The sequence below is a fragment of the Holophaga foetida DSM 6591 genome, assembly GCF_000242615.2.
Lineage (GTDB): Bacteria > Acidobacteriota > Holophagae > Holophagales > Holophagaceae > Holophaga > Holophaga foetida.
Window position 1 is genome coordinate 466,784 of sequence record NZ_KI912268.1, and the last position, 21,454, is coordinate 488,237.

The window sequence follows — 21,454 nt, forward strand, 5'->3', positions numbered from 1 at the left end:
GGACGGATGACGGTAGCATGATGGTTCCTTAATTTGGGGGAGGCCCTGTGCGGCGGGTAGAACAGTTGATGCGTGGACTCGCCCTGGTGGTCGTTATGGGCTCCTGGGCGCCGATCCATGGCCAGACCGCATGGGGCTCGGAGGGAGCCAAGACCTGGGCCTGGAATGAGGCCCAGAGCTGGTATATCCGGGTCAAGGATCCCAAGGGGCACGATCTGTGGAACAGCACCCGATACGCCAAGTTGTCCTACGATGATCAGACCGCTCAGCTCCTGGAGCATCTCAAGGAGCACGACCGTTCCCGGAGGGCGGCCCTCGTCCTCCTGGGGGAGCGTCCATTGGACACCTGGGCCAAGACCGCTCTGCGCAAAGCCTCCGACCGCGATGAGGTGGCCCACTACCTCTATATGCGAGGCTACCGCTTTCCCGACAAGGATCCCTTCCTCTACATGGAGCCCGGCAACCGGGTGGATCGTCCCTGGACCCACGGACTGGGGCTCCATCTGGATGGTCATGACGCATGGCGCTTCCAGTGGATTCCCAGTCCTGTCCTCCTCTCGAAGATCGACGGGCCCTCGCGCCTGCCCAAGGCTCTGGAGCGGGCGCCCCAGCCGGGGGTTCTCCTGCGCATGAGCCGCCTCCGTTCCGGCCTGGAGCGACTGAAGGGCCTTGGCGGCGGGGAAGGGGGCGTCTCCGCCGCTCTCGCCCAGGGATCCCGGGCGGGCTTCCTGCTGCGTCACCTCGACCCCTGGCTCAAGCAGGCTTCCGCCGCCCTGGAACCCCTGGCGAACCGCGAGGCATGGATCCTCCATTATGGTGTAAGCCGGGATACCTCCGGCCCGGGGGCCGGAACCCTCGTCTTCATCCCTGGGGATCTGCCCACCCGCACCAAGCTGGCGCTGGAGCTGCTCAAGCTCAATCCCCTGTCCAAGGGGGCACGCAGCCGGACCGTGGACTGGAAGGGTGTCCAGATCACGCAGGTCCGGGGCGCTGGGGGCGTCCTGAGCCTGGCCACCACTCCCGAGGGCACTTGGATCTCAGACCGGGAGGCCCCTTTGAGGTCCCTCCTCTTTCCCAAGGCCCAGACCAACCTGGGGGACCGTCTGGAGTGGTGCAAGGTGGCCATGGCCGCCCTGCGCCCCGAGACCGAGGTCTCCCTCTGGATCATGCCCCGGATCGGTGCGGATGCCGCCTTTGAGCGCACTGCCATCCGACGCCGTCTCCTGGGGGCCTCCCAGGGGGTCTGGCCCAACCCGTTCATCGCCAAGGCCGCGCCCCGGACTGGAGCCCTGGCCCTCTCCCTGGGGGCGGGCCCCACGGAGGTCCTTGTCTCCAGTTTCCTGCGCATGGACCACCAGGAGCCCATCGAAGACCCGTCCATGCCCAGTTTCGCGGATGGGGGGCAGGCTCTGACCCCTGAACAGCAGAATGCCTATCAGGCTGAACTCCGGCAGGCCAAGACCCGCCGGGAGGGGCGCAAGGGGCTCCGGGATGAGCTGAACGCCGTCCACAATGCCCTGGATCTAAGGGGAGCGGCGATCTACTGGAATGGCTGGGTGGCGCCTCCCCCCCTCACCTCCACCCAGAAGACGGCCATGGGCCAGTTCCAGAAGATGAAGGCTGAAGACCGCTACAAGGCCATGGAGCAGCAGCGCTCGGGTCAGGCGGGCTTCTTCGGCGGTTACGGCGAGCCCGGCATGACCCCGAGCCTGGCCCTGGCCGTGGCCGTCAAACCCGCCCAGAAGGCCGCTCTCCAGGCTTCCATGGCCCGTCTGCTGCCTAAGCTATTCAAGGGACAGCACCAGAAGCGTCCCTTCGCCGGGGCCGAAATCCATCGCATGCGCACCGAGCAGGCCTTCTCCCCCAGCTATGTATTTGTGAACGACACCCTGGTGGTGGGCACGGATGATGCGGCGGTCCAGGCGGTGGCGGCGGGTCTCATGGGCCAGGCCCCCACCCTGGCGGACTGGCAGAGTCCAGCCTTCGCCAGGGCCGAACTGGATGGCCCCAAGGTCTCCGCCGCTTTGGAAAGCCTCCTTCTGGCCTACCTTCGGGCTACGGGCGGGGGCCGATCCTGGTGGTGGCTGGAAGGTCCCGCGACCTCTGATGAGGCCGGGGCCGAGGTGGCCTCCACCTTCGGTCCCTTCCTCGGTGCCATCCGGGGCTTGGGCAAACGGGGGATGGAACTGGACTGGGGTCCTGGCGGTCTGGAGGGCCGACCGCGATGAACCCGCATCACCGTGTCATGGTTCTGGCCGGAGCCGTGCTGGTCGTGGCCTACGGGGCCCTGGCGCCCCGGAAAACCTGGGTTCGGGTGGAGTCCTCCCCAGGAAATCCTGTGCAGCGCATCGTTCTGGAGAGCCGCTCCCTTTTCGGTCTTGAGCGACATGCGTGGGGGGGGCGGGTGGAGGGCGCCGATGTCTGGGGCAATGGGCGAGAGGGCTTCTTTCTGGCTCCAACTGCGCCGGTTCAGGTCCGCGTGCGGGCTTGGCCAAGGTTTGTAAGTCAATTAATGGTTTATCCAATAATTGGTTCACCCGGGATGGCCCTGCTTGAACAGGGCGACCGGGAGGCTTTCCGCACCTGGTTCGTCGGCATCCTGGAGCAGCAGCTGGAGGCTCCCAGCAACGCATGGGAGCCCGCCCAGCGGGATTGCGCCGGGCTCCTGCGCTTCGCCTTCCGGGAGGCCTGGGGTCCCCACACCGAAGCCTGGCGCGATCGGGTTGGCTTCCAGGGCTCCCCGGCGGCATCCGATCCATCCCTTTCCATGGGAGGGCCCTGGCGACGGGCCTTTCCCACACCTGATGGCTGGAGGCCCTTCGCCAAGGGGGCCTTCCTGCGGCGCTTGGCCTGCGTGTCCCTCGGCAGGGAACTCTCCGAGGCCCGCCCCGGTGATCTCATCTTCTTTGCCCGGGGCGGAGCCCATGCCAGTCCGGATCACGCCATGGCCTTCGTGAGACCGGATGCGGATGGTCAGCCGGTTCTGCTCTACCACACAGGGCCGGAAGGCTTCGGGCAGTCCGGGGAAGTCCGGCGGGTCCGACTGGACGAGCTGACCCACCACCCCGACCCGGAATTCCGACCTTTGCCTGAAAATCCAAGCTTCCTCGGTGTCTACCGGTGGAAGATCCTTGTCGACTCACCTGTCTCTGGATCCTGATATGCGCTGGTTCAAGCCCTTACTGACGCTCCTGATCCCCGTGGCCTTGCTGCTGCCCACGACGGGGACGGCCAAGCCCAAGGGGGCCGAGGCCCCTTGGCGGGAGGGGGGCTGGGTCGGCGCCTTCTCGGTACCCCGACCGACACTGCCTGGGAGGACTGCCTATCTGGAGGCAGCTGGCCCCATCACCACGGATATCCGGCTGCGCATCCACCGCATCAAGGACCCCGGAACCTTCCTCCAGAAGGTGCTCCAATCCGAGAGCGGCACCCCCATTGTAGAGGGCACCCGGGCCGGTAGCGACCCCCTCGACATCCTGCGGGAAGCCTTTCTCTGGGGCGGTCGCCGGGCCTTTGTGACGGTCCATCGCACCGCCACCCGGAGTCTCCGGGACACCGCCAAGCAATCCGATCGCCTGACGGCCGCCAAGACGGAGGCCCGCAACCCGAGACACGGCGAGGCCATGCCCCTGGAAGGCCGTGATGACATGAGCCTTGTCACGGAGCTCCTGCCCAAGGTTTCGGAGGAGATCACGGGCGGGAAGGCTTCCGAGGACGAAGACAGCGAAGACGAGACCGGCGGGAATGGCCATCTGAGCCGCATCGAACTGCCGGGTCAGCCGGCGGGGCTTTACCTTCTGGAGGTCCTGCGGGGTTCTGAGGCCGCCTACATCCCCTGGCTGGTGACGGATCTTGCCCTACTGGCGGAACAGGATGGCGCCAATCTCCGCATCCAGGCTCTTTCGGCCCTGGATGGCTCGCCCCGTGCCGGGGCGAAGGGCCAGGTGTTCGAGAACCGGCAGGGCAGGGATCTGAGCTTCGCTTCTGACGGGTTTGTTCAGACCCAGGCCACACCTGGTCTGCGCCGTGTGGTGCTGGCCCAGGCTGGCGGAAGCTTCGCCCTCCTGGCCATCGAGGGCCAGAGCTTCTCCAAGGTGCAACAGCGCCTCTATGCCTTCACGGAGCGTCCCCTGTACCGCCCCGGGCAGGAAGTCTTTGTCAAGGCGATCCTCCGCAAGGTGGAGAACCTTGAAAACCAGGTCGTGAAGGGGGTGGCTTCGCTTCCCTACCGTGTCCTGGATCCCGAGGATACCGAGGTGGCCAAGGGCGAAGCCAAGCTCCTGAATGCGGATACTGGGACTTACGGCGCCACCATCCAGCTCCCGGGCGGAGGCCGTCTGGGACTCTTCCGGGTGGTCTTCCAGGGACCCCAGGGGCCCGGCCAGGCGGAGTTCAAGGTCGAGCAGTTCGTGAAGCCCACCTTCTCCGTCAAGGTCAGCACGCCCAAGGGCAAGGTCGGTCTGGGGGATGCGCTGCCCTTCAGTATCGAGGCCAAGTATTTCTACGGCGCGGCGGTGCGCAACGCCAAGGCCGACTGGTTCCTTTACAAGGTGGCCCCCAAGCGGGATCCCTGGCTCTCCTACTACGATGAGGACGACAGCCCGGCCCCCGAACTCGTGGAGGGCGGCCAGATCGATCTTGACGAGGACGGACAGGGGCATTTGGACGAGCTCAAGGCTAGCGGCGATGGCCTCTGGCGCCTCGTGGTCAAGGTGACCGACGCTTCTGGCCAGCGCAACTCGGGCCAGGCCCAGGTCCGCGCCAGCGCCGGGGACATGGTGCTCATGATCGGTGCCGACCGTCAGGTGGCCCTCCCAGGCAAGCCCTTCCAGGTGACGGCCCGCGCTGTGGATCTGGAGGGCCAGGAGCTCAAGGGGATTCCCGTCCAGCTTCGGGCTGCGAAGATCGAGGCCACCCGGACCAACTGGTGGGCGACGCCCCATAACCTCAAGCCAGGCCAGACCGTGGCCTCGGCCCAGGGGCCCAGCGCCCCCATCACCATTCCCGAGGGAGGGGTCTACCTCCTGGTGGCCGAGGCCAGGGATCGGGCCGGGCGGCCGGTCCAGGCCCAGCGCCTCATGACGGTAGCCGCGGAAGGCACGCCACTGCCCGCCAGCCCGGACCTGAGAGCGAGTGCCGACAAGCGGGAATACCGGGTGGGCGAGACAGCCCGGGTCCTGGTGCAACTCCCCAAGCCCAAGCTGACCCTCCACTGGTCCATGGAGCACGAGAACCTGGGGCAGCGCCAGTCCCGCGCGGTGCAGGGGACCACAGCCATGGTGGAGATTCCGGTGACTGCGGAGATGCAGCCCAATGTCTGGGCCGTCTTCGAGATCATCGCCGAGGGACGGCGCCAGATGGTGGAGGTGCCCATCCGGGTACCCAAGTTGGACCGTCGCCTGGAGGTGAAAGTCCAGCCAGACAAGGAACGCTACCAGCCCGGTCAGAAGATGAAAGTCAATGTCGAAGTGCGGGACTACCAGGGCAAGCCGGTTCCGGCGGATCTGGCCGTGGGGGTCGTGGACGAAGCCATCTACGCTCTCTCGGCTGAGCTCCACCCGGATCCCGTGCGCTTTTTCCACCCGACCCGGCGTCATGCTGTGCTCCGGGCCGGAAGCACGGACTGGAGCTTCTACGATCTTCTGCGTCGCCAGCGCCCCGTATGGAGCCTTAAACAGACCAAGCGCGGCGAATTCAAGAGCGATGACGCAGACAAGGTGAGGCAGAACTTCAAGGACACCGCCCACTGGGCACCCATGATCGCCGTGGGTAGCGATGGCAAGGCCTCCACCGAACTGGACCTGCCGGACAACCTCACAGCCTGGCGGGCCACCGCCACGGCTTTGACTTCGGATACAAAGATCGGCGTCGGAAGGTCCTCCCGTCCCGCCAGCAAGCCTCTCCAGGTGAGCCTGACCCTTCCGCGCACCCTTTCGGTGGGCGAGGAGGCCCGGGTGATCGCCCTGGTGCGGAACCTCTCGGGCCAGCCCCTTTCGGGCAAGGTTCGGATCGAAGTGTCCAATGGCAAGCTTCTTGGGACCCCCGACGCCCAGTTCTCCCTGGTCAACCAGGGCGAATACCGCTTCGCGCTGCCTCTGGTGACGGACAAGACCGGAAACCTGACGGTGACGGCCCGGGTGGAAGGCGGCTCCCTCAAGGACGCCGAACGTCGCAGCCTGCCTGTGCTGGACCCCCTGGTGCCCGTGAGCGTCAGCGGTTCGGTGGTGCTCAGCGGCGGACCCCAGACCATCACCATTCCGACGCCCCCCAAGGCCGTCGGGGAGGCCAGTCTTGTGCTGACGCCCATCGGCAACCTGGAGCACCTCCTGGCGCCCTCGCTGCCCTACCTGATCAACTACCCCTACGGGTGCGTGGAGCAGACCCTGTCGAGCTTTGTTCCCAACCTCATGGTGGCGGATCTGGTGAAACAGCGCCTGATGCCGCCCCTGGACTGGCCCCAGCTCAAGAACCTGGACCGCAACATCCGGGATGGGGTCTTCCGGGTCTACGGCTACCAGCTTCCCAACGGTGGCTGGGGCTGGTGGGCTCCCAGGGACTTCGGGGTGGACTCCAATCCCCACACCACGGGCTATGCCATCCAGAGCTTCGCCGCCATGCGGCAGATGGGCTACGAGGTGGATGAAAACGCCTACCGCCGTGGCCGCCAGGCCGCCCTCCAGGCCTTCCAGGGAGCCGCCCGGCAGGCCGATGAGCGAGGTGCCAAGCCCTACGACCCCCACCATTCAGCCCTGGCGGACCCTGCGGCTGACGCGGCTTTCCTCCTCCTTTCCCTGGTGCAGACGGGCGAACCCGTGAAGGGGATGCTGGACAGCACCGCGGACAAGGCCCTGAAGGGCCATTGGCCCGGGGCTCACGTCCTGGCCATGACCACCCTGGCGGCGGCCCAGGCTCACCATCCCAAGGCTGCGGCCCTCCTGGCCAAACTGGAGCAGTCCGCTGTGCAAAAAGGCGGACTGGCCCACTGGGAAGGTCGCCGGGACTGCTGGTACGGCTATGCCGGAGGCGATATCGTGCCCACGGCCATGGCCCTCAAGGCCCTCTGTCTCCTGAAGCCCGCCTCGCCCCTGCTTCCCGCAGGGGAGGCCTACCTGAGCACGGAATACCGTGGCTATGGCTGGTATTCCACCTGGTCCACCTCGCAGGTGGTGGGCTTGGTGCCAAGCCTGGCCAAGACCCGCAAGCTCAACTGGGGCAAGGCCAATCTCCAGGCCCAGGTCCAAGGTGGTCCATCCTGGGATTTCGCCAGCGCCGACCGTCTGGCCTACCGCCGCTGGGGCAGCAGGGATCCGAGGCCCGGCTTCCTGGCGATGAATGAGCCCAAGCCCGTGACCTTTACCGCCAATGGTCAGGGGGTCCTGGTCTGGACCTACGGCTATCAGGTCCCCGGGAGCGCTGCGCCACCTCAGAAGGCGGAGAGTTCCGGCGCCCTGAGGCTGGATCTGGGGCGCAAGCTCTGGAAGCTCCTGACCCCCCAGGACACGGGCAATCCCCGCCAGGGATGGGTGCGCCAGCCCTGGAACGGCTCGCTTCAGCAGGGCGAGGAGGCCTGGATGGAGCTCCAGATCCGAGTCAATCAGGCGGCGGAGTACGTGATGCTCGAGGTTCCCATCCCAGCCGGGCTGGAACCGACAGTCAAGCTGGAGGGCTTCGTGATGGAAGGCAAGCCCTTCTCCGAGGCGGACGCCACGGACGAGAACGACCGCTGGTCCAAGCCCCGCATCGAGGTGCATCCCGACAAGGTGACCTTCCTCTTCCCGCGCCTCAACACCTGGGTCAGTCCCGTGGCCCGGATCTGGCTCCGGGCCGGGATGGCTGGCAACTACAAGCTGCGCCCGGCGAAGCTAAGCCTGATGTCCAACGAAACCCAGTGGACCACCTGCGATGGCCTGACGCTGAAGGTCCTGGAAGGAGGCAAGAAATGAGACTCCTGCCCGTGATCCTGGCGCTGGTGGGTCTCGGACTCGCCGCCCAGACCTATACTCCCGACCTCAAGCAGTGGCGTCTGGAGATCAAGACTCCCCTTGGGGGCTGGATCAGCGAGCCCAATCAGGAAGTGGCCTTCAAGCTGGTGGATCCCCGGGATCCCAATCCCCCCAAGGATGAACCCCAGGCCTTCGACCCCTATGCCGAGGACGCATCCGAGGATGTGCCGGACAAGACGCCGGAACAGCTCAAGGCTGAGCGCCTCAAACGGGAGGCTGAGATCAAGGCCAACGCCTGGCGCAACCGCCGGATCATGGTCTGGATCAATGGTCAGGCCACCACCTGGCACATGCGGGTCGGAGAGACCAGCCGGATGGAGGTCCGTGCCCAGAATGGCGAGAACCGCATCGAGTTCTTTGAGCCGGATTCCGGGCTGCGTCAGATCCGCACATGGTGGGTCTCCTCCTCCCGCATCCGATTGCGGGTCAATCCCGTCCGAAGCTCTGAGGGTTGGTGGGATGGTCACCTGGAAGTGCTTGAGCCCGGAGGGGATCTGGTCACCGCTGGCCGTCGCAGCACCTCCGGCGGCCTCCTGAGCTACTCCGGCGACTACCGGCACGACAACCCGCCTCCAGGTACGTACACCCTGCGCTGGACTTCGGGCTGGCGTAACGGCGATCCCCAGCGCATCGTGGTGGAGGCCGTGCTGGACGATGGGACGGACCAGGAGCGGCGATGGCGCTACGAGAAACTGCAACTTCCGGGCGCGGGCCCGGTGACTCTGGGGACCTTTGATGTGGAACCTTAGCGCTGCAAGGGTTATAGGAGCCCTCCTGATCTGCGGTGTCCTGGGCGCCCAGGCTCCCGTGGCCCCGGAACTCCTTCCAGGTGAGGCACTGGCAGTGGCGGTGGTGGACGGACCCACGAAGCTGTACGGGGAGACCTCCCGGGAATACCCCATGGGCAGCCTTGCCAAGCTGGTCTGGCTGCGCCTGGAGGGTGAGGAGTGGGCCAGTGCCGGGATGGAATACAAATGCACTGGCACAGACGGATCTCACACGTGTTGGCTGAAGAAGGGGCATGGAAAGCTTGATCTGCAGAAGGCCCTCCAACAGAGCTGCAATCTGGCCTTTCTCACCTGGGCTCGCCTTTCTGCGGAAGAATGGAAGAAATACCTGGGCGAAGGGGTGGGGCGACTCCACCTGGAGGAGGGCTTTAACCCCTTCCTGGGCAATCGTCTCCCCCCCGGAGACACGCTGCCCCCCATCACCCCTGAGTGGGTGGGGGACGGCGAGCTGTTGCGTACCAGCCCCGAGGCCATGCTGAAGTGGCTGATGGACCCAGCCCAGGAACTCCTGCTGGTGAAGTGCCAACGCTACTTGGGGGTGACCATTGGGAAGGACGAGACTTGGTGGCTGAAGACCGGCACTGCTCCTGTGGTGGGCGATCCCGGAGCCACTTCTGCGTGGGTTGCGGGGGGCAACGGGCAGATCGTCGCCGTCCTTCACCTCCCCAGGGGCCGGGGCAAAGTGGAGGGCATGGGGCGCTTCCTCAAGGTGCTGGGCGTGAAGTGATCGAAGCCACAGCCTCGTGAATCTAGACTGTCATTGGCATTTCTAATCATTTGGAGGGGTGAGCCTTGTTGAAGAATTGGCAGTATCTGGTTGATCAGGCGAAGACACTGGGCAGGGTGACGGTCTCTGTGGCCGCTGCCCAGGATCATGAGGTCCTCGAAGCCCTCAAGGCCGCCTACGACCTCGGCATGGTGGATGCCATCCTGGTGGGCGACGAGGCTGCCATCCGTCCCATGGCCGCTGAAGTCGGCCTTCCCGCCGATGTGCGCATCGTCAACGAGACCGATCTGGACAAGGCCGCCCTCAAGGCCGCCAGCCTGGTGCGAAACGGCGAGGCTCAGATCCTCATGAAGGGCATCATCAACAGCAGCAACTTCCTGCGGGGCGCGCTCAACGCCGAGTGCGGCCTGCGCTCCGGTCGCCAGCTCAGCCACTTCGTCGGTTCCGAGATTCCCGGCGCCGAGAAGCTCCTCTTCCACACCGATGGCGGCATGAACGTGGCCCCCGGCCTGGCCGAGAAGAAGCAGATCCTCACCAATGCCATCGAGGCCCTCAACGCCCTGGGCGTGCAGAAGCCTTACGTGGCCGCCCTCACGGCCAACGAGCAGGTCAACCCCAAGATCCCCTCCACGGTGGATGCCGATGGTCTGGTCCAGGCTGTCAAGGCCGGTGAGATCCCCGAGTGTGTTATCGAGGGGCCCATCGCCCTGGACGTGGCCGTGAGCCCCGAGGCCGCCCACCACAAGGGCATCAAGAGCGAGGTCTCCGGCAAGGTGGACATCTTCCTCTTCCCCAGCATCGAGGCCGGCAACGTGTTGGGCAAGAGCCTGGCGTTCTACGCCAAGGCCAAGAATGCCGGCGTAATCCTGGGTGCCACCCACCCCATCGTCATGACCTCCCGCTCCGATTCTGCCGAGGCCAAGACCAACTCCATCGCCATGGCCTGCTGCCTGGTCAAGCGCTGATTTTCTGAAAAATAGCCGAGCCGCTGGATGGGTAAGCATCCGGCGGCTCTTTGCTTGTCTGCTGTCTGGACCGGTACCAAGGTCGAAGTCGGCAGGGCCCTCTCCGAGCACACAAACAGAAACGGCCCATCAATCGGCCGTTTCTGTTTTGTGTAAATTTTGGTATACTTGGTGTTGGATTGATCCAATGCGCAATGTGCATGCTGAAAATGATACACAAAATGTTCTGATTGATCTACCCAACCATCCCCGACCAAATAAGGAGAAACGGATGAAACTTAACCACCGGACGGCGCTGCTTTGCGCCACCCTCACCTGCGGGCTGATCCCGGGCAGCGGCCTTGCCGCCCAGGACGCTGCTGCCAAGAGCTTCACCCCCACCATCGACCTCGGCTTCGAGGAGCGTGTGCGGACCGAGCGCTGGAACAACGCCGACTTCAACAGCGCCGCTGCGGATGCCAGAGTCCAGTACCGCTTCCGCAGCCGCCTCTGGGCCGTGGCGGATCTCACCCCCGATCTGGAGATCGCTGCGGGGATCTGCCACGAAGCCAGGAAGATCACCCGCCCTGACAACGCGGCCTACAACGGGCGTGAGGTCTTCTTCGATACCCTCTACGTGGACTACAAGTTCACGCCCCAGCTTTCGGCCAGGGTGGGTCGCCAGAACATCGTCCGGGGCGAAGGCTTCATCCTGATGGATGGCACCGGCGGAGACGGGTCCCGCACCACCTACTTCAACGCCGTGGATGTGGCCTATGCCTGGAGCAAGTCCAAGCTGGAGTTCATCGGCATCACGAACCATTCGGATGACCGTCTCCCGGTGCTCAATGAGGACGATACCCCCATCAATCGCCTCAGCGAGCGGAACGAACAGGCCATCGGTCTCTACTACACCGGAAAGGAGTGGAGCGGCAATACCCTGGATGCCTACTACATCCTGAAGTCTGAAACGCACGACTACCGAGCTGCCACCGCAGCCTCCTTCCAGCCGGAACGCCAGTTCAGCACCCTGGGCGCCCGCGCGGCCCAGGAGTTCGGCCATGGCTGGAGCGCCACCGGTGAGTTCGCCTACCAGTGGGGTCGCCAGGATGCCAACGCGGCCCAGTCCATTGAGGCCAAGGATATCTCTGCCTGGGGCGGTTATGCCCGGGTGAAGAAGTCCTTCGATGCAGCCTGGAAGCCCAGTGTTTCCGCTGGCTACATCGCCCTGTCCGGCCAGGATGATTCCAATAAGGTCACTGCATGGAACCCCGTCTTCAGCCGCTTCCCCAAGTGGAGTGAATATTACGTCTACGCCATCGCTCCCGAAAAGGGTGTGGCCTACTGGCAGAACCTGGGCATGTGGGAGCTGGAATTCAAGTGCTCCCCCTGCAAGGCGGTGGATCTGCGGGCCACCTACTACCGCATGGCAGCCCTGGAGCCTTCCACCGGCACGGACAAGGATCGCGGCGATCTCTACGAACTGCGGGCCGACATGCGCTTCACCCAGGATCTCAAGGGCCATGTGGTCTACGAGCGCATGATACCCGGCAATTTCAAGGCATCCAACGACCCCGGCTACTTCCTCCGGGCCGAGGTGTCCTACACCTTCAAGCACCGCTTCGGGCTCTGATAGCCCGGAGTCTTCAGGATCCATCATCCCAGGCCCTTGTTCCGACAAGGCCTGGGATGAGTTCTTGTATGAGGAGCTGGATGGCGTTGTAATGTCCCCGAATCCAACAACCCACAGGTGGTGCCATGTACCGATCGATCCGGTTCCTGACCTTCGCTCTTGCCGCAGGCGCGGCCCTTTTCGCCCAGGCAGAGAAGACCCTGGAAACCGATATCGTAGTGGTTGGGGCCGGGGCTTCCGGCACCGCAGCGAGTCTGGCGGCGGCAGAGCAGGGGGCCAAGGTCGTGCTCCTGGAGAAGCAGGCGGTGACGGGTGGCACCGGGGCCTACTCTGAAGGTATTTTCGCCGTGGAGAGCTCCCTGCAGCGGGCCATGAACTACACCCTGAGCCGGGACCAGGCCTTCAAACTCATCATGGAATACAGCCACTGGCGCGCCAACGCCAAGATGGTGCGGGCCTATGTTGACAAGTCCGCCGACACCATCGACTGGATGGCCCAGCATGGCGTCCACTTCGAGCAGCTCACCTCCAACTATCCCGGAGGTCTCTACACCTGGCACATCTACAAGGGGCGCGGCGCTGGCTGGATCAATGCCTTCCAGGCCAAGTTCGCCGAGCTGGGGCAGCCCCTCTACAAGGAGACCACCGCCAAGAGTCTGATCATCGAGAAGGGCAAGGTCGTGGGTGTCGTGGCGGAGAACGCCAAGGGCGAGAAGCTGCGGATACACTCCAAGGCCGTCGTCATCGCCACAGGAGGCTTCCTCAACAACAAGGAGATGATGCAGAAATACACCCGCTTCCCGGATGTCATGCCCATCGCCAACAAGGGCAAGGTGGGCGAGGGGATTCAGATGGCCTGGTCCGCCGGAGCCGCCCCAGAGGGCCTTGAAGTCATGGCCTCCTACCGTCCCGGCCCCGTGGGTGAGTCCACCACAAGCCACCTCGGAGCTGCGGCCAAACAGCCCCACCTCTGGCTCAATCCAAGTGGTGAGCGATTCTGCGACGAATCCGTCATCTTCCAGTGGCCCTTCGCCGGAAATGCCCTGGAGCGCCAGGGCGGGAGCATGTTCGTGGTCTTCGACAAGGGCAGCCTGGACTACATGCAGACCAAGGGGATCGATGTGGGCGTGGGGGTGATGGTTCCCGTGACCACCAAGCTGGACAAGTTCGAGAACGATTTCCAGCGGGGAGAGAAGGCCGGTGTGGCCTTCAGGGCCGATACGCTCGAGGAGCTGGCGAAGAAGACCGGGATGCCCGCGGCCAGCCTGAAGGCTGAAGTCCAGCGCTACAACGTGGCCTACACCGAACGCCACGACGGGATGTTCGCCAAGGATCCCAAGTTCCTCCACCCCATCCAGAAGGCCCCCTTCTACGCCATCAAGAGCGTGGCCACCTCCCTGGGCACCCTCGGCGGGGTCAAGGTCAGCGAGCGCTTCGAGGCCGTGGACAAGCAGGGGCGGGCCATCCCGGGGCTCTATGTGATCGGCAACGATGCTGGCGGGATGTACGGCGATAGCTACGACCTGATCATGGCCGGCAGTACCATCGGCTTTGCGGTCAACTCGGGCCGGATTTCCGCCGACAGCGCCGTGGCCTACATCAAGAACCTGCGCTGAGGCGCTGTCCCCACCACGCCACCACGGCCTGGGCCAGTTCCCCCTTGGGGGCTGGTCCCAGGCTGGGGTGGGGGCCGGTTTTGGTGATGGGGGTCAGGGTGTTGGCCTGGAAGCCGAAGCCCCGATCTCCGGAGATATCGTTGACGAGAATGGCGTCCAGGCCCTTTTTCTCCAGTTTGGACTGGGCATGGGCGAGGTGGTGCTCGCTTTCGGCGGCGAAGCCGATCACCCACTGACCCGCCTTCTTCTGGCTGGCGAGGGTGGCCAGGATGTCCGGGGTGCGCACCAGCACCAGGGTTTCGGGCCCTTCCTGCTTCTTGACCTTCTCGGGGGCGCAGTGCTCGGGGCGCTGGTCTGCCACGGCGGCGGCGGCCACCAAGCCGTCCATATCGGGCCAGAGGGCCTGGCAGGCCTCCAGCATGTCCTGGGCGCTGCGGACCCGGACCACCTCGACCCCACTGGGGCCTTTCAAGTCCCCCCCCAGCACCAGGTGGACCCGGACTCCGGCGTTCCGGAAGGCCCGGGCCAGCTCCACCCCCATGGAGCCGGTGCTGCGGTTGGTGAGGGTGCGGACGGGATCCAGATCCTCCCGGGTGGGGCCCGCGGTGATGAGGATGTGCCGGTCCGCCAGGATGGGAATCCTGGGGGCCAGCAGGGTCTGGATGGCCTCGAAGATCTCCGACACGTCCGCCAGTTTTCCGGCGCCCTCGTCACCACAGGCCAGGAGGCCCTCCACGGGGTTGACGAAGGCATGGCCGAAGCCCTGGAGCCGGGTCACATTGGCCTGGACCGCGGGGTGGGCCCACATGGCCTGGTTCATGGCAGGGGCCCAGAGGATCTTGCCCCGGGCCGCCAGGAGAATGGTGGAGAGTAGGTCGTCCGCCAAGCCATTGGCGGTCTTGCCCATGATGTCGGCGGTGGCGGGGACCACGGCCACGAGATCCGCCCACTTGGCCAGGTCCACATGCTCGACCTTGGGATTGGGGCGCCATTCGTGGTAATCGGGGTTGGCTCCGAAGCAAGGCTCTCCGGTGAGGGTGGCCAGAGTCAGGGGGGTGATGAAACGGCTTCCCGCATCCGTCAGACAGCAGCGGACCGAGTGGCCAGCCTTCACGAGCAGGCGGGCAAGTTCGGCCGCTTTGTAGGCGGCGATGCCTCCGGTGACACCAAGCAGGATTTTCATGCAGACCTCAGGGTCGTCCTACGGACGCCTCTACCAGTCTAACTCCGCCGTGAAGGGGGGACCGCCTGCTCGCTGCGCTCGCGATGTCCCCCCTTTGACCCCCACGTGATGGCCTGGCAAAGCCCGACCATCACGTCTGGAATTGAAGCGAAAAGATTGCTATACTTCCTTCCTTCGAGGGCCCTCCATGATCCAACGCACCGTTGTTCAAATTCCTGAAGAAATCGCCAACAAGTACCGCTTTGTCGTGGTTTCCGGCAAGCGTTGCGAGCAGCTTCAGCGCGGCGCCTACCCCAAGGTCGAGGTGGTCGTCCCCGTCAACAAGCAGGGTCAGGCCCAGGACGCCCCCAAGCTCGCCTCCTTCTGGGCCCAGGTGGCCATCAAGGAAGTGGAAGAGAGCCGCATCGCCTTCGAGACCCCCGAAGTTGCCATCTTCGACTACACCACGGAAGTCCCCATCTCCGTCGAGTAGTTCCGGTCCTATCCGTGAGAGAGAGCCCTTCGGGGCTCTTTTCTTTTCTCAACGCCCGATGAAATCCCCTTGCATCCCCCGTGATTCCGCCTCATGATTCAACAGTCGTTGAAAAGGCGGAATAATGACTGTAGCCAAATCCCGTGGCCCAAAAGCCAAGCGGATCGAACCGGAAAAGCTGCTTGACGCCGCCCAGGCCGTATTCAGCCGGGATGGACTCCAGGCGGCCAGCATGCGGGCCATCGCCCGGGAGGCCGGGTGCGACCCGGCGCTGATCTACTACCACTTCGAGAACAAGGAGGCCATGTTCACGGCCATCCTGGATCGGAAGTTCCCCCCCATGGTCCGGCGCTTCGAAGTCGTTCTCCTGGAGACGGAAGCTCAGCACACTGCTCAGCGTCTGTGGGAAATGCTGGGAGCCGTCCACGCGCACATGGCTTCGGATCCAGGTTTCCGTTCCCTGGTCCGAGGGGAGTTGGCCCGGGGTGTCGAGGGGATCCAGGAGGCCATCGCCCTGCGCATCAAGCCGGTCTTCGAGACCATGCTGGGGGTCTTCCGGGAGGGGATCGCCAAGGGCGAGATCCGCAAGGATCTGATCGTTCCCCTGGGGGGCTTCTTTTTCCTGAGGCTCTACATGGAGATCCTGGATCTGGTGCCCATCATGGCGGTCCGGATCGCGGGGGTTCCCACGGAACTCGTTCTGCCTTTGGCGCGTCTCGCCTGGTTCGATCTATTCTGGCGGGGCATCGCCTCGAAGCCGGAAGAAGACCTGCCTTTTCTCGCTTCGGTCAGAGCCTCTCTTCAGGAGGCCACTGATCGGATCCAACTCGCCATGGGGAGCCTGCCGTGCTGAAGCCTTCGATCCTCTTCACCCCCTTGATGCTCGCTGTGCTTTGTCTGGCTTGCCATAGGAATGGAACCGATCGGGCCATCAAGGTTTCCGGCAATATCGAAGTGGTCCAGACCCAGGCCAGTTTCCGGGTGGCAGGCCGGGTCGCCGAACGGCTGGTGGACGAGGGGCAGATGGTGCAGGAGGGGCAACTCCTGGCTCGACTGGAGGATCAGGACCTTCAGCAGCAGCTGGCTATCCGTCAGGCCGATGCCGCCACGGCCCAGGCAGTCCTCCGGGCCGCCCTGGCGGGTTCCCGGCGGGAGGAGGTCGAGGCATCCCGCCAAGCCCTCGAACAGGCCAGGGCCGATCTCCGCCGCACCCAGGATGACGAGAAGCGCTATCAGGGCCTCCATGACAAGGGCATCGTCTCGGACCGGGATTACCAGACGGCCAGGGAAGCCTTCCTGGCCTCCCAGGCCAAGGCACGCCAGGCGGAGCAGCAATACGAACTGGTGAGAAAGGGGCCACGCTCCGAGGACATCGATCAGGTCAAGGCCAAGGCCGAAAGCGCCCAGAAGGCCTTCGAGCTGGCCCGGACCCAGGCGGGCTACGCGCTCCTGACGGCGCCCACCGGTGGCGTGATCCTCTCCAAGAACGTGGAACCTCGGGAATACGTCTCGCCGGGCACCGCCGTCGTGACCATTGGGAACCTCCAGCAGGTCTGGCTTCGGGCTTACGTCGAGGAGACGGACCTGGGACGGGTCAAGGTGGGGCAGGCTGCCAGGCTCCGCAGCGACAGCTACCCGGGCAAGGTCTACCAGGGCCGGGTGTCCTTCATCTCCTCCGAGGCAGAGTTCACCCCCAAGAGCGTCCAGACCCAGAAGGAGCGGGTGAAGCTGGTCTACCGCATCAAGATCGATGTGCCCAACCCGGCCATGGAACTGAAGCCCGGCATGCCCGCGGACGCGGAGATCATCCTGGAGAACCGCTGATGGACGCCATCCGGGTGGAAGGCCTGGGGCGCCGCTTCGGAGAGGTGGTCGCCCTGGATGAGCTCTCGCTGAGGGTGGCCCCCGGGGAGATCTTCGGCCTGGTGGGACCCGATGGTGCCGGGAAGACCACCACCATGCGCCTGTTGACGGGCATTCTCAATCCCACAGGGGGAGATGCCTGGGTGGACGGCCTGCACATCGTCCGGGAAGCCGATGCCCTCAAGGACCGGATCGGCTACATGGCCCAGCGCTTCGGACTCTACCCGGATCTGACGGTCCAGGAAAACATGGACTTCTACGGTGATCTCTACGGGGTGCCCCGCAAGGGGCGGGAATCTGAAATGGAGCGGCTCCTGGCCTTCAGCAACCTCACCCCTTTCCGGCGGCGCAGGGCCGGCAACCTGTCCGGGGGCATGAAGCAGAAGCTGGGCCTGGCCTGTGCCCTGATCCACACCCCGAAGGTTCTCTTCCTGGACGAGCCTACCAATGGCGTGGATCCCGTGAGTCGCCGGGATTTCTGGCGGATTCTCTATCAGCTCCAGAAGGAAGGGGTGACCATCTTCGTGTCCACGGCCTACCTGGACGAAGCCGAGCGCTGCAATCGCGTGGCCCTGCTCCACAAGGGGAAACTCCTGGCCCTGGATACGGTGGAAGGCGTGAAGGGGTTGCTGAAGGGCACCCTGCTGGAACTGCGCAGTGACCGTCCCCGGGAGGCGGCCCGCCTCCTGCGGGAGGCCCGGGTGGGTTCGGTGGCCCTCTTCGGGGATCGGGTGCACATCCTGGTGGCGGAAGGAGAAGCAGGACAAGCCTCCATCGAAGCGACCCTCAAGGGCTCAGGAATGGAAGTCCTTGGCCTGAAGGTCATCGAGCCTGATCTGGAGGATGTCTTCACCTCGGCCATTCCCCGGGAGGACGCATGAACGTCGTCACCCTAAAGGACCTGGAACGGCGCTTCGGGGATTTCGTGGCGGTGAAGGGTGTCAGCCTGGAGGTGGCCAAGGGCGAGATCTTCGGCTTCCTGGGGCCCAATGGGGCAGGGAAGTCCACCACCATCCGGATGCTCTGCGGACTCCTGGAGCCCAGCGGAGGCTCGGGCACTGTGGCGGGCTTCGATATCCGCACCCAGCGCGAGGCCATCAAGCAGAACATCGGCTACATGAGCCAGAAGTTCAGCCTCTATGAGGATCTCACCGTGGAGGAGAACATCGATTTCTACTCGGGGATCTACCGCATCCCCGGTGCGAAAAAGGCCGAGCGCAAGGCCTGGGTCCTGGAGATGGCCCATCTTCAGGCGCAACGCCGCACCCGTACGGGACAGCTCCCGGGGGGCTGGAAGCAGCGCCTGTCCCTGGGCTGTGCCCTTCTTCACGAACCCCCGGTGCTCTTCCTGGACGAACCTACCTCGGGGGTGGACCCCATGAGCCGCCGGGACTTCTGGGATCTCATCCACCAGTTGGCCGGGGGCGGAGTAACGGTCTTCGTGACCACCCACTACATGGAGGAGGCCGAATACTGCGACCGCCTGGGGCTCATCTACCGGGGCGAGCTGGTGGCCCTGGGGACGCCCACGGAGATGAAAGAGCACCGGATGACCGAGCAGGTGCTGTCGCTGAGCTGCGACCGGGCCCACGATGCCCTGACGGTCGTGGCGGCGCTGCCGGGGGTGCGCGATGCCGTGCTCTTCGGCCGGGACATCCACCTGATGACGGCGGATGCGGAGCGGATCGTGCCGATTTTGCGGGATGCGATGGAGCAGGCGGGTTTCGAAGTCCGGGCTCTCGAGCGCATTACGCCCAGCCTGGAGGATGTCTTCGTCTCCCTCATCGAGGGCAAGGACCGTGAAGAGGGCGCCCAGAGGGAGTTCAAGGGATGAAATTCCACCACGAAGACACAAAGAACACTAAGGAACCACGAAGAAAAGCTTTTCTTTCTTTCGCTTTTCTTCGTGTCTTGGTGTCTTGGTGGTGGAATTCCCCTTTTTTGAACCGGTTCCGGGCCATCGCCCGCAAGGAGTTCATCCATGTGCTCCGGGACCCCCGTGCGCTGGGGGTCAGCATCGCGCTGCCCCTGGTTCTGCTGCTGATCTTCGGCTATGCCCTGACCCTGGATGTGGACCGGGTGCCCCTGGTGGTCTGGGACCAGAGTGTGACGCCCCAGAGCCGGGAACTGGAGGCCCGCTTCCAGCATTCCCGGTATTTCTCCCTGGTGCGCCAGGCCAGGGGATATGGAGAGGTGGAGGAGGCCCTGGATCGCCGGGAGGCCATGCTGGCCCTGGTGATCCCCCAGGATTTCGGGAGACGGGTGGGAGCGGATCGGAATACCCAGGTCCAGGTGCTGGCGGACGGGAGTGACGCCAACTCGGCCACCCTGGCCATGGGCTACGCCGAAGCCATCGTCCGCACCTATTCCCAGGAGATCCTGGTGGCCAGGGTCCGGCGCCAGACGGGCCGGGAACCGGTGCCCGCCCTGGAGTTGCGCCCCAGGGCCTGGTTCAACACGGAGATGGAATCGAAGCGGTACATCGTCCCCGGGCTCATCGCCGTCATCATGATGCTCATCACCGCCCTGCTGACGTCCCTGACGGTGGCCCGGGAGTGGGAGACGGGCACCATGGAGCAGCTCATCTCCACCCCGATCCGGGGGCCGGAACTCATCCTGGGCAAGCTGGTGCCGTATTTTGTCGTGGGGATGGTGGACATGCTGCTATCCGTCCTGGCGGGACGCTTCCTCTTCGATGTGCCCCTGATTGGCAGTCTCTGGCTGCTCTTCGGAGTGTCGGCCATCTACCTGGTGGGGGCCCTGGCCCTGGGGGTGCTCATCAGTTCCCTGGCCAAGTCCCAGCTCCTGGCCAGTCAGCTGGCCTTCACCATGACCTTCCTTCCGGCCTTCCTGCTTTCGGGTTTCATGTTCGAGATATCCAACATGCCTCGGGCCCTCCAATTGGTGACCTACCTGGTGCCTGCCCGTTACTTCGTGGCCTTCCTCCGGGGGCTCTATCTGAAGGGGGCCGGTCTCGCCATCTTCTGGCCCGAGTGCCTGCTGCTGACCCTTTTCGCGATGGCCATGCTGGCCCTGGCCGTGCTCACCTTCAAGAAGCGTCTGGCTTAGGAGCGTCCGTGCTTGAACGCCTGAAATACATGCTCATCAAGGAATTCCTGCAGATCTTCCGGGACCCGAGGATGAGGGCTGTCATCCTCATGGTGCCCATCGTCCAGGTGCTGATCTTCGGCTATGCCGTCACCACCGATGTCCGCCACATCCGTACCGCCATCTTCGACCTGGACAACAGCCCTTCCAGCCGGGACCTGGTGGCCCGTTTCGAGGGGTCGGGGCACTTCGACCTCATCCGCAGGCTGCGTTCCGACGCGGAGCTACGGGAAGTGATCCAGTCCGGGGAGGCCAAGGCCGTACTCCGCCTCAACCGGGGCTTCGGGGATGACCTCCTGGGGGGGCGCACGGCCCAGGCCCAGATCATCCTCGATGGCAGCGATTCGAATACCGCCAGCATCATCCTGGGCTACTCCAACCGCATCGCCATGGCCTTCAATTCGCGGATCCTGGTGGACCGCTTTGCCCGAAGCTCAGGAACCCGCCTGGATACGGAGCCCGTGGCCCTGGCCTCCAGGGCTTGGTTCAACCCGAACCTGGAGAGCCGCAACTTCTTCGTGCCCGGTGTCATCGCCCAGCTGGTGATGATCATCTCCATCGTTCTCTCCAGCATGGCCATCGTCCGGGAACGGGAGATCGGCACCATGGAACAGATCATGGTGACCCCCATGGGACGCATGGAGTTCATCCTGGGCAAGACGCTCCCCTTCGCGCTCATCGGCTACTTCGACGTCGTGCTCATCAGCGTCGTGGCGGTCTTCTGGTTCGAAATCCCGCTCCTGGGGAGCCTTCCCGCTCTCTTTCTGGCTACAGGGTTATATCTGTTGAGTACATTAGGCGTTGGGCTTCTTATTTCCACCACCTGCCGCACCCAGCAGCAGGCCATGATGAGCACCTTTTTCTTCATCATGCCGGCCATCCTGCTCTCGGGCTTCATCTACCCCATCGCCAACATGCCCCTGGGCATCCAGTGGGTGACCTACCTCAACCCCCTTCGGCACTTCCTGATCATCATCCGGGGCATCTTTCTGAAGGGGCAGGGGGTCCAGGTGCTCTGGCCCCAGATGGTCGCCCTGGCCCTGCTGGGAATAGCCCTCCTCTCCCTTGCTACCGGGCGTTTCCGGAAGACCTCGGCCTGAATCCCCCTGCTATGCTG

At 64.5% G+C, this 21,454-nt stretch carries 16 protein-coding genes; 15 read left to right on the forward strand and 1 reads right to left on the reverse strand.

Annotated features, from left to right (window positions below; all coding sequences use genetic code 11):
* Window positions 1–47 precede the first annotated feature (47 nt).
* The 8 genes from HOLFODRAFT_RS0202065 (at window position 48) to HOLFODRAFT_RS0202100 (ending at window position 13,711) form a co-directional block, all read left to right on the forward strand.
* The gene (locus HOLFODRAFT_RS0202065; protein ID WP_005032147.1) at window positions 48–2,228 is read left to right on the forward strand and encodes a hypothetical protein; all 2,181 of its coding nucleotides are present in this window, start codon (window positions 48–50) and stop codon (window positions 2,226–2,228) included.
* The gene (locus tag HOLFODRAFT_RS0202070) at window positions 2,225–3,160 is read left to right on the forward strand and encodes a DUF1175 family protein (protein ID WP_005032145.1); all 936 of its coding nucleotides are present in this window, start codon (window positions 2,225–2,227) and stop codon (window positions 3,158–3,160) included. The genes HOLFODRAFT_RS0202065 and HOLFODRAFT_RS0202070 overlap by 4 nt, the downstream gene beginning before the upstream one ends.
* 1 nt (window position 3,161) lies before the next feature.
* A complete protein-coding gene (locus HOLFODRAFT_RS0202075) occupies window positions 3,162–7,943 on the forward strand; it encodes an alpha-2-macroglobulin family protein (protein WP_005032143.1) in 4,782 nt (1,593 codons plus the stop codon).
* Window positions 7,940–8,752 (forward strand): hypothetical protein, encoded by an 813-nt coding sequence (locus HOLFODRAFT_RS0202080; protein WP_005032141.1) that lies wholly within the window; start codon window positions 7,940–7,942, stop codon window positions 8,750–8,752. The genes HOLFODRAFT_RS0202075 and HOLFODRAFT_RS0202080 overlap by 4 nt, the downstream gene beginning before the upstream one ends.
* The gene (locus tag HOLFODRAFT_RS0202085) at window positions 8,739–9,518 is read left to right on the forward strand and encodes a hypothetical protein (RefSeq protein ID WP_005032138.1); all 780 of its coding nucleotides are present in this window, start codon (window positions 8,739–8,741) and stop codon (window positions 9,516–9,518) included. Before HOLFODRAFT_RS0202080 ends, HOLFODRAFT_RS0202085 begins: the two co-directional genes overlap by 14 nt.
* 65 nt (window positions 9,519–9,583) lie before the next feature.
* Window positions 9,584–10,483, forward strand: a complete 900-nt coding sequence (locus tag HOLFODRAFT_RS0202090; protein WP_005032137.1) for a phosphate acyltransferase — start codon at window positions 9,584–9,586, stop codon at window positions 10,481–10,483.
* Window positions 10,484–10,754: 271 nt separating this feature from the next.
* On the forward strand, window positions 10,755–12,095 hold the full coding sequence (locus HOLFODRAFT_RS0202095; RefSeq protein ID WP_005032135.1) for an alginate export family protein: 1,341 nt from the start codon (window positions 10,755–10,757) through the stop codon (window positions 12,093–12,095).
* Between the two features lie 125 nt (window positions 12,096–12,220).
* Complete coding sequence (locus HOLFODRAFT_RS0202100) at window positions 12,221–13,711, forward strand: FAD-dependent oxidoreductase (protein WP_005032133.1); 1,491 nt, start codon at window positions 12,221–12,223, stop codon at window positions 13,709–13,711.
* Here the strand turns inward: HOLFODRAFT_RS0202100 and coaBC are convergent.
* Window positions 13,695–14,894 (reverse strand): bifunctional phosphopantothenoylcysteine decarboxylase/phosphopantothenate--cysteine ligase CoaBC, encoded by a 1,200-nt coding sequence (coaBC, locus tag HOLFODRAFT_RS0202105; protein ID WP_005032132.1) that lies wholly within the window; start codon window positions 14,892–14,894, stop codon window positions 13,695–13,697. The two genes, HOLFODRAFT_RS0202100 and coaBC, sit on opposite strands and share 17 nt — an antisense overlap.
* Before the next feature lie 187 nt (window positions 14,895–15,081).
* On the opposite strand from coaBC, the gene HOLFODRAFT_RS0202110 reads away from it, so the two are divergent.
* From HOLFODRAFT_RS0202110 to HOLFODRAFT_RS0202140, 7 genes are all read left to right on the forward strand, one after another.
* Entirely contained in the window at window positions 15,082–15,366 is a 285-nt protein-coding gene (locus tag HOLFODRAFT_RS0202110) for a DNA-directed RNA polymerase subunit omega (protein ID WP_005032130.1), read from the forward strand.
* Between the two features lie 124 nt (window positions 15,367–15,490).
* Window positions 15,491–16,219, forward strand: a complete 729-nt coding sequence (locus HOLFODRAFT_RS0202115; RefSeq protein WP_005032128.1) for a TetR/AcrR family transcriptional regulator — start codon at window positions 15,491–15,493, stop codon at window positions 16,217–16,219.
* Window positions 16,213–17,190 (forward strand): beta-barrel domain-containing protein, encoded by a 978-nt coding sequence (locus HOLFODRAFT_RS0202120; RefSeq protein WP_005032125.1) that lies wholly within the window; start codon window positions 16,213–16,215, stop codon window positions 17,188–17,190. Before HOLFODRAFT_RS0202115 ends, HOLFODRAFT_RS0202120 begins: the two co-directional genes overlap by 7 nt.
* Window positions 17,190–18,110, forward strand: coding sequence for an ABC transporter ATP-binding protein (locus HOLFODRAFT_RS0202125; protein WP_005032122.1), 921 nt, complete (start codon window positions 17,190–17,192; stop codon window positions 18,108–18,110). Before HOLFODRAFT_RS0202120 ends, HOLFODRAFT_RS0202125 begins: the two co-directional genes overlap by 1 nt.
* On the forward strand, window positions 18,107–19,063 hold the full coding sequence (locus tag HOLFODRAFT_RS0202130) for an ABC transporter ATP-binding protein (protein WP_005032120.1): 957 nt from the start codon (window positions 18,107–18,109) through the stop codon (window positions 19,061–19,063). The genes HOLFODRAFT_RS0202125 and HOLFODRAFT_RS0202130 overlap by 4 nt, the downstream gene beginning before the upstream one ends.
* Window positions 19,060–20,298 carry an ABC transporter permease gene (locus tag HOLFODRAFT_RS0202135; protein ID WP_005032118.1) on the forward strand — a complete coding sequence of 413 codons (1,239 nt, stop codon included), beginning with the start codon at window positions 19,060–19,062 and terminating at the stop codon, window positions 20,296–20,298. Before HOLFODRAFT_RS0202130 ends, HOLFODRAFT_RS0202135 begins: the two co-directional genes overlap by 4 nt.
* A gap of 8 nt (window positions 20,299–20,306) precedes the next feature.
* Window positions 20,307–21,437, forward strand: a complete 1,131-nt coding sequence (locus tag HOLFODRAFT_RS0202140) for an ABC transporter permease (RefSeq protein WP_005032117.1) — start codon at window positions 20,307–20,309, stop codon at window positions 21,435–21,437.
* Window positions 21,438–21,454 lie beyond the last annotated feature (17 nt).

Coding starts and splice junctions, on each gene's coding strand:
- HOLFODRAFT_RS0202070 (WP_005032145.1), top strand. CDS start 2,225: ATGAACCCGCATCACCGTGTCATGGTTCTGGCCGGAGCCGTGCTGGTC.
- HOLFODRAFT_RS0202075 (WP_005032143.1), top strand. CDS start 3,162: ATGCGCTGGTTCAAGCCCTTACTGACGCTCCTGATCCCCGTGGCCTTG.
- HOLFODRAFT_RS0202080 (WP_005032141.1), top strand. CDS start 7,940: ATGAGACTCCTGCCCGTGATCCTGGCGCTGGTGGGTCTCGGACTCGCC.
- HOLFODRAFT_RS0202085 (WP_005032138.1), top strand. CDS start 8,739: ATGTGGAACCTTAGCGCTGCAAGGGTTATAGGAGCCCTCCTGATCTGC.
- HOLFODRAFT_RS0202095 (WP_005032135.1), top strand. CDS start 10,755: ATGAAACTTAACCACCGGACGGCGCTGCTTTGCGCCACCCTCACCTGC.
- HOLFODRAFT_RS0202100 (WP_005032133.1), top strand. CDS start 12,221: ATGTACCGATCGATCCGGTTCCTGACCTTCGCTCTTGCCGCAGGCGCG.
- coaBC (WP_005032132.1), bottom strand. CDS start 14,894: ATGAAAATCCTGCTTGGTGTCACCGGAGGCATCGCCGCCTACAAAGCG.
- HOLFODRAFT_RS0202110 (WP_005032130.1), top strand. CDS start 15,082: ATGATCCAACGCACCGTTGTTCAAATTCCTGAAGAAATCGCCAACAAG.
- HOLFODRAFT_RS0202115 (WP_005032128.1), top strand. CDS start 15,491: ATGACTGTAGCCAAATCCCGTGGCCCAAAAGCCAAGCGGATCGAACCG.
- HOLFODRAFT_RS0202125 (WP_005032122.1), top strand. CDS start 17,190: ATGGACGCCATCCGGGTGGAAGGCCTGGGGCGCCGCTTCGGAGAGGTG.
- HOLFODRAFT_RS0202130 (WP_005032120.1), top strand. CDS start 18,107: ATGAACGTCGTCACCCTAAAGGACCTGGAACGGCGCTTCGGGGATTTC.
- HOLFODRAFT_RS0202135 (WP_005032118.1), top strand. CDS start 19,060: ATGAAATTCCACCACGAAGACACAAAGAACACTAAGGAACCACGAAGA.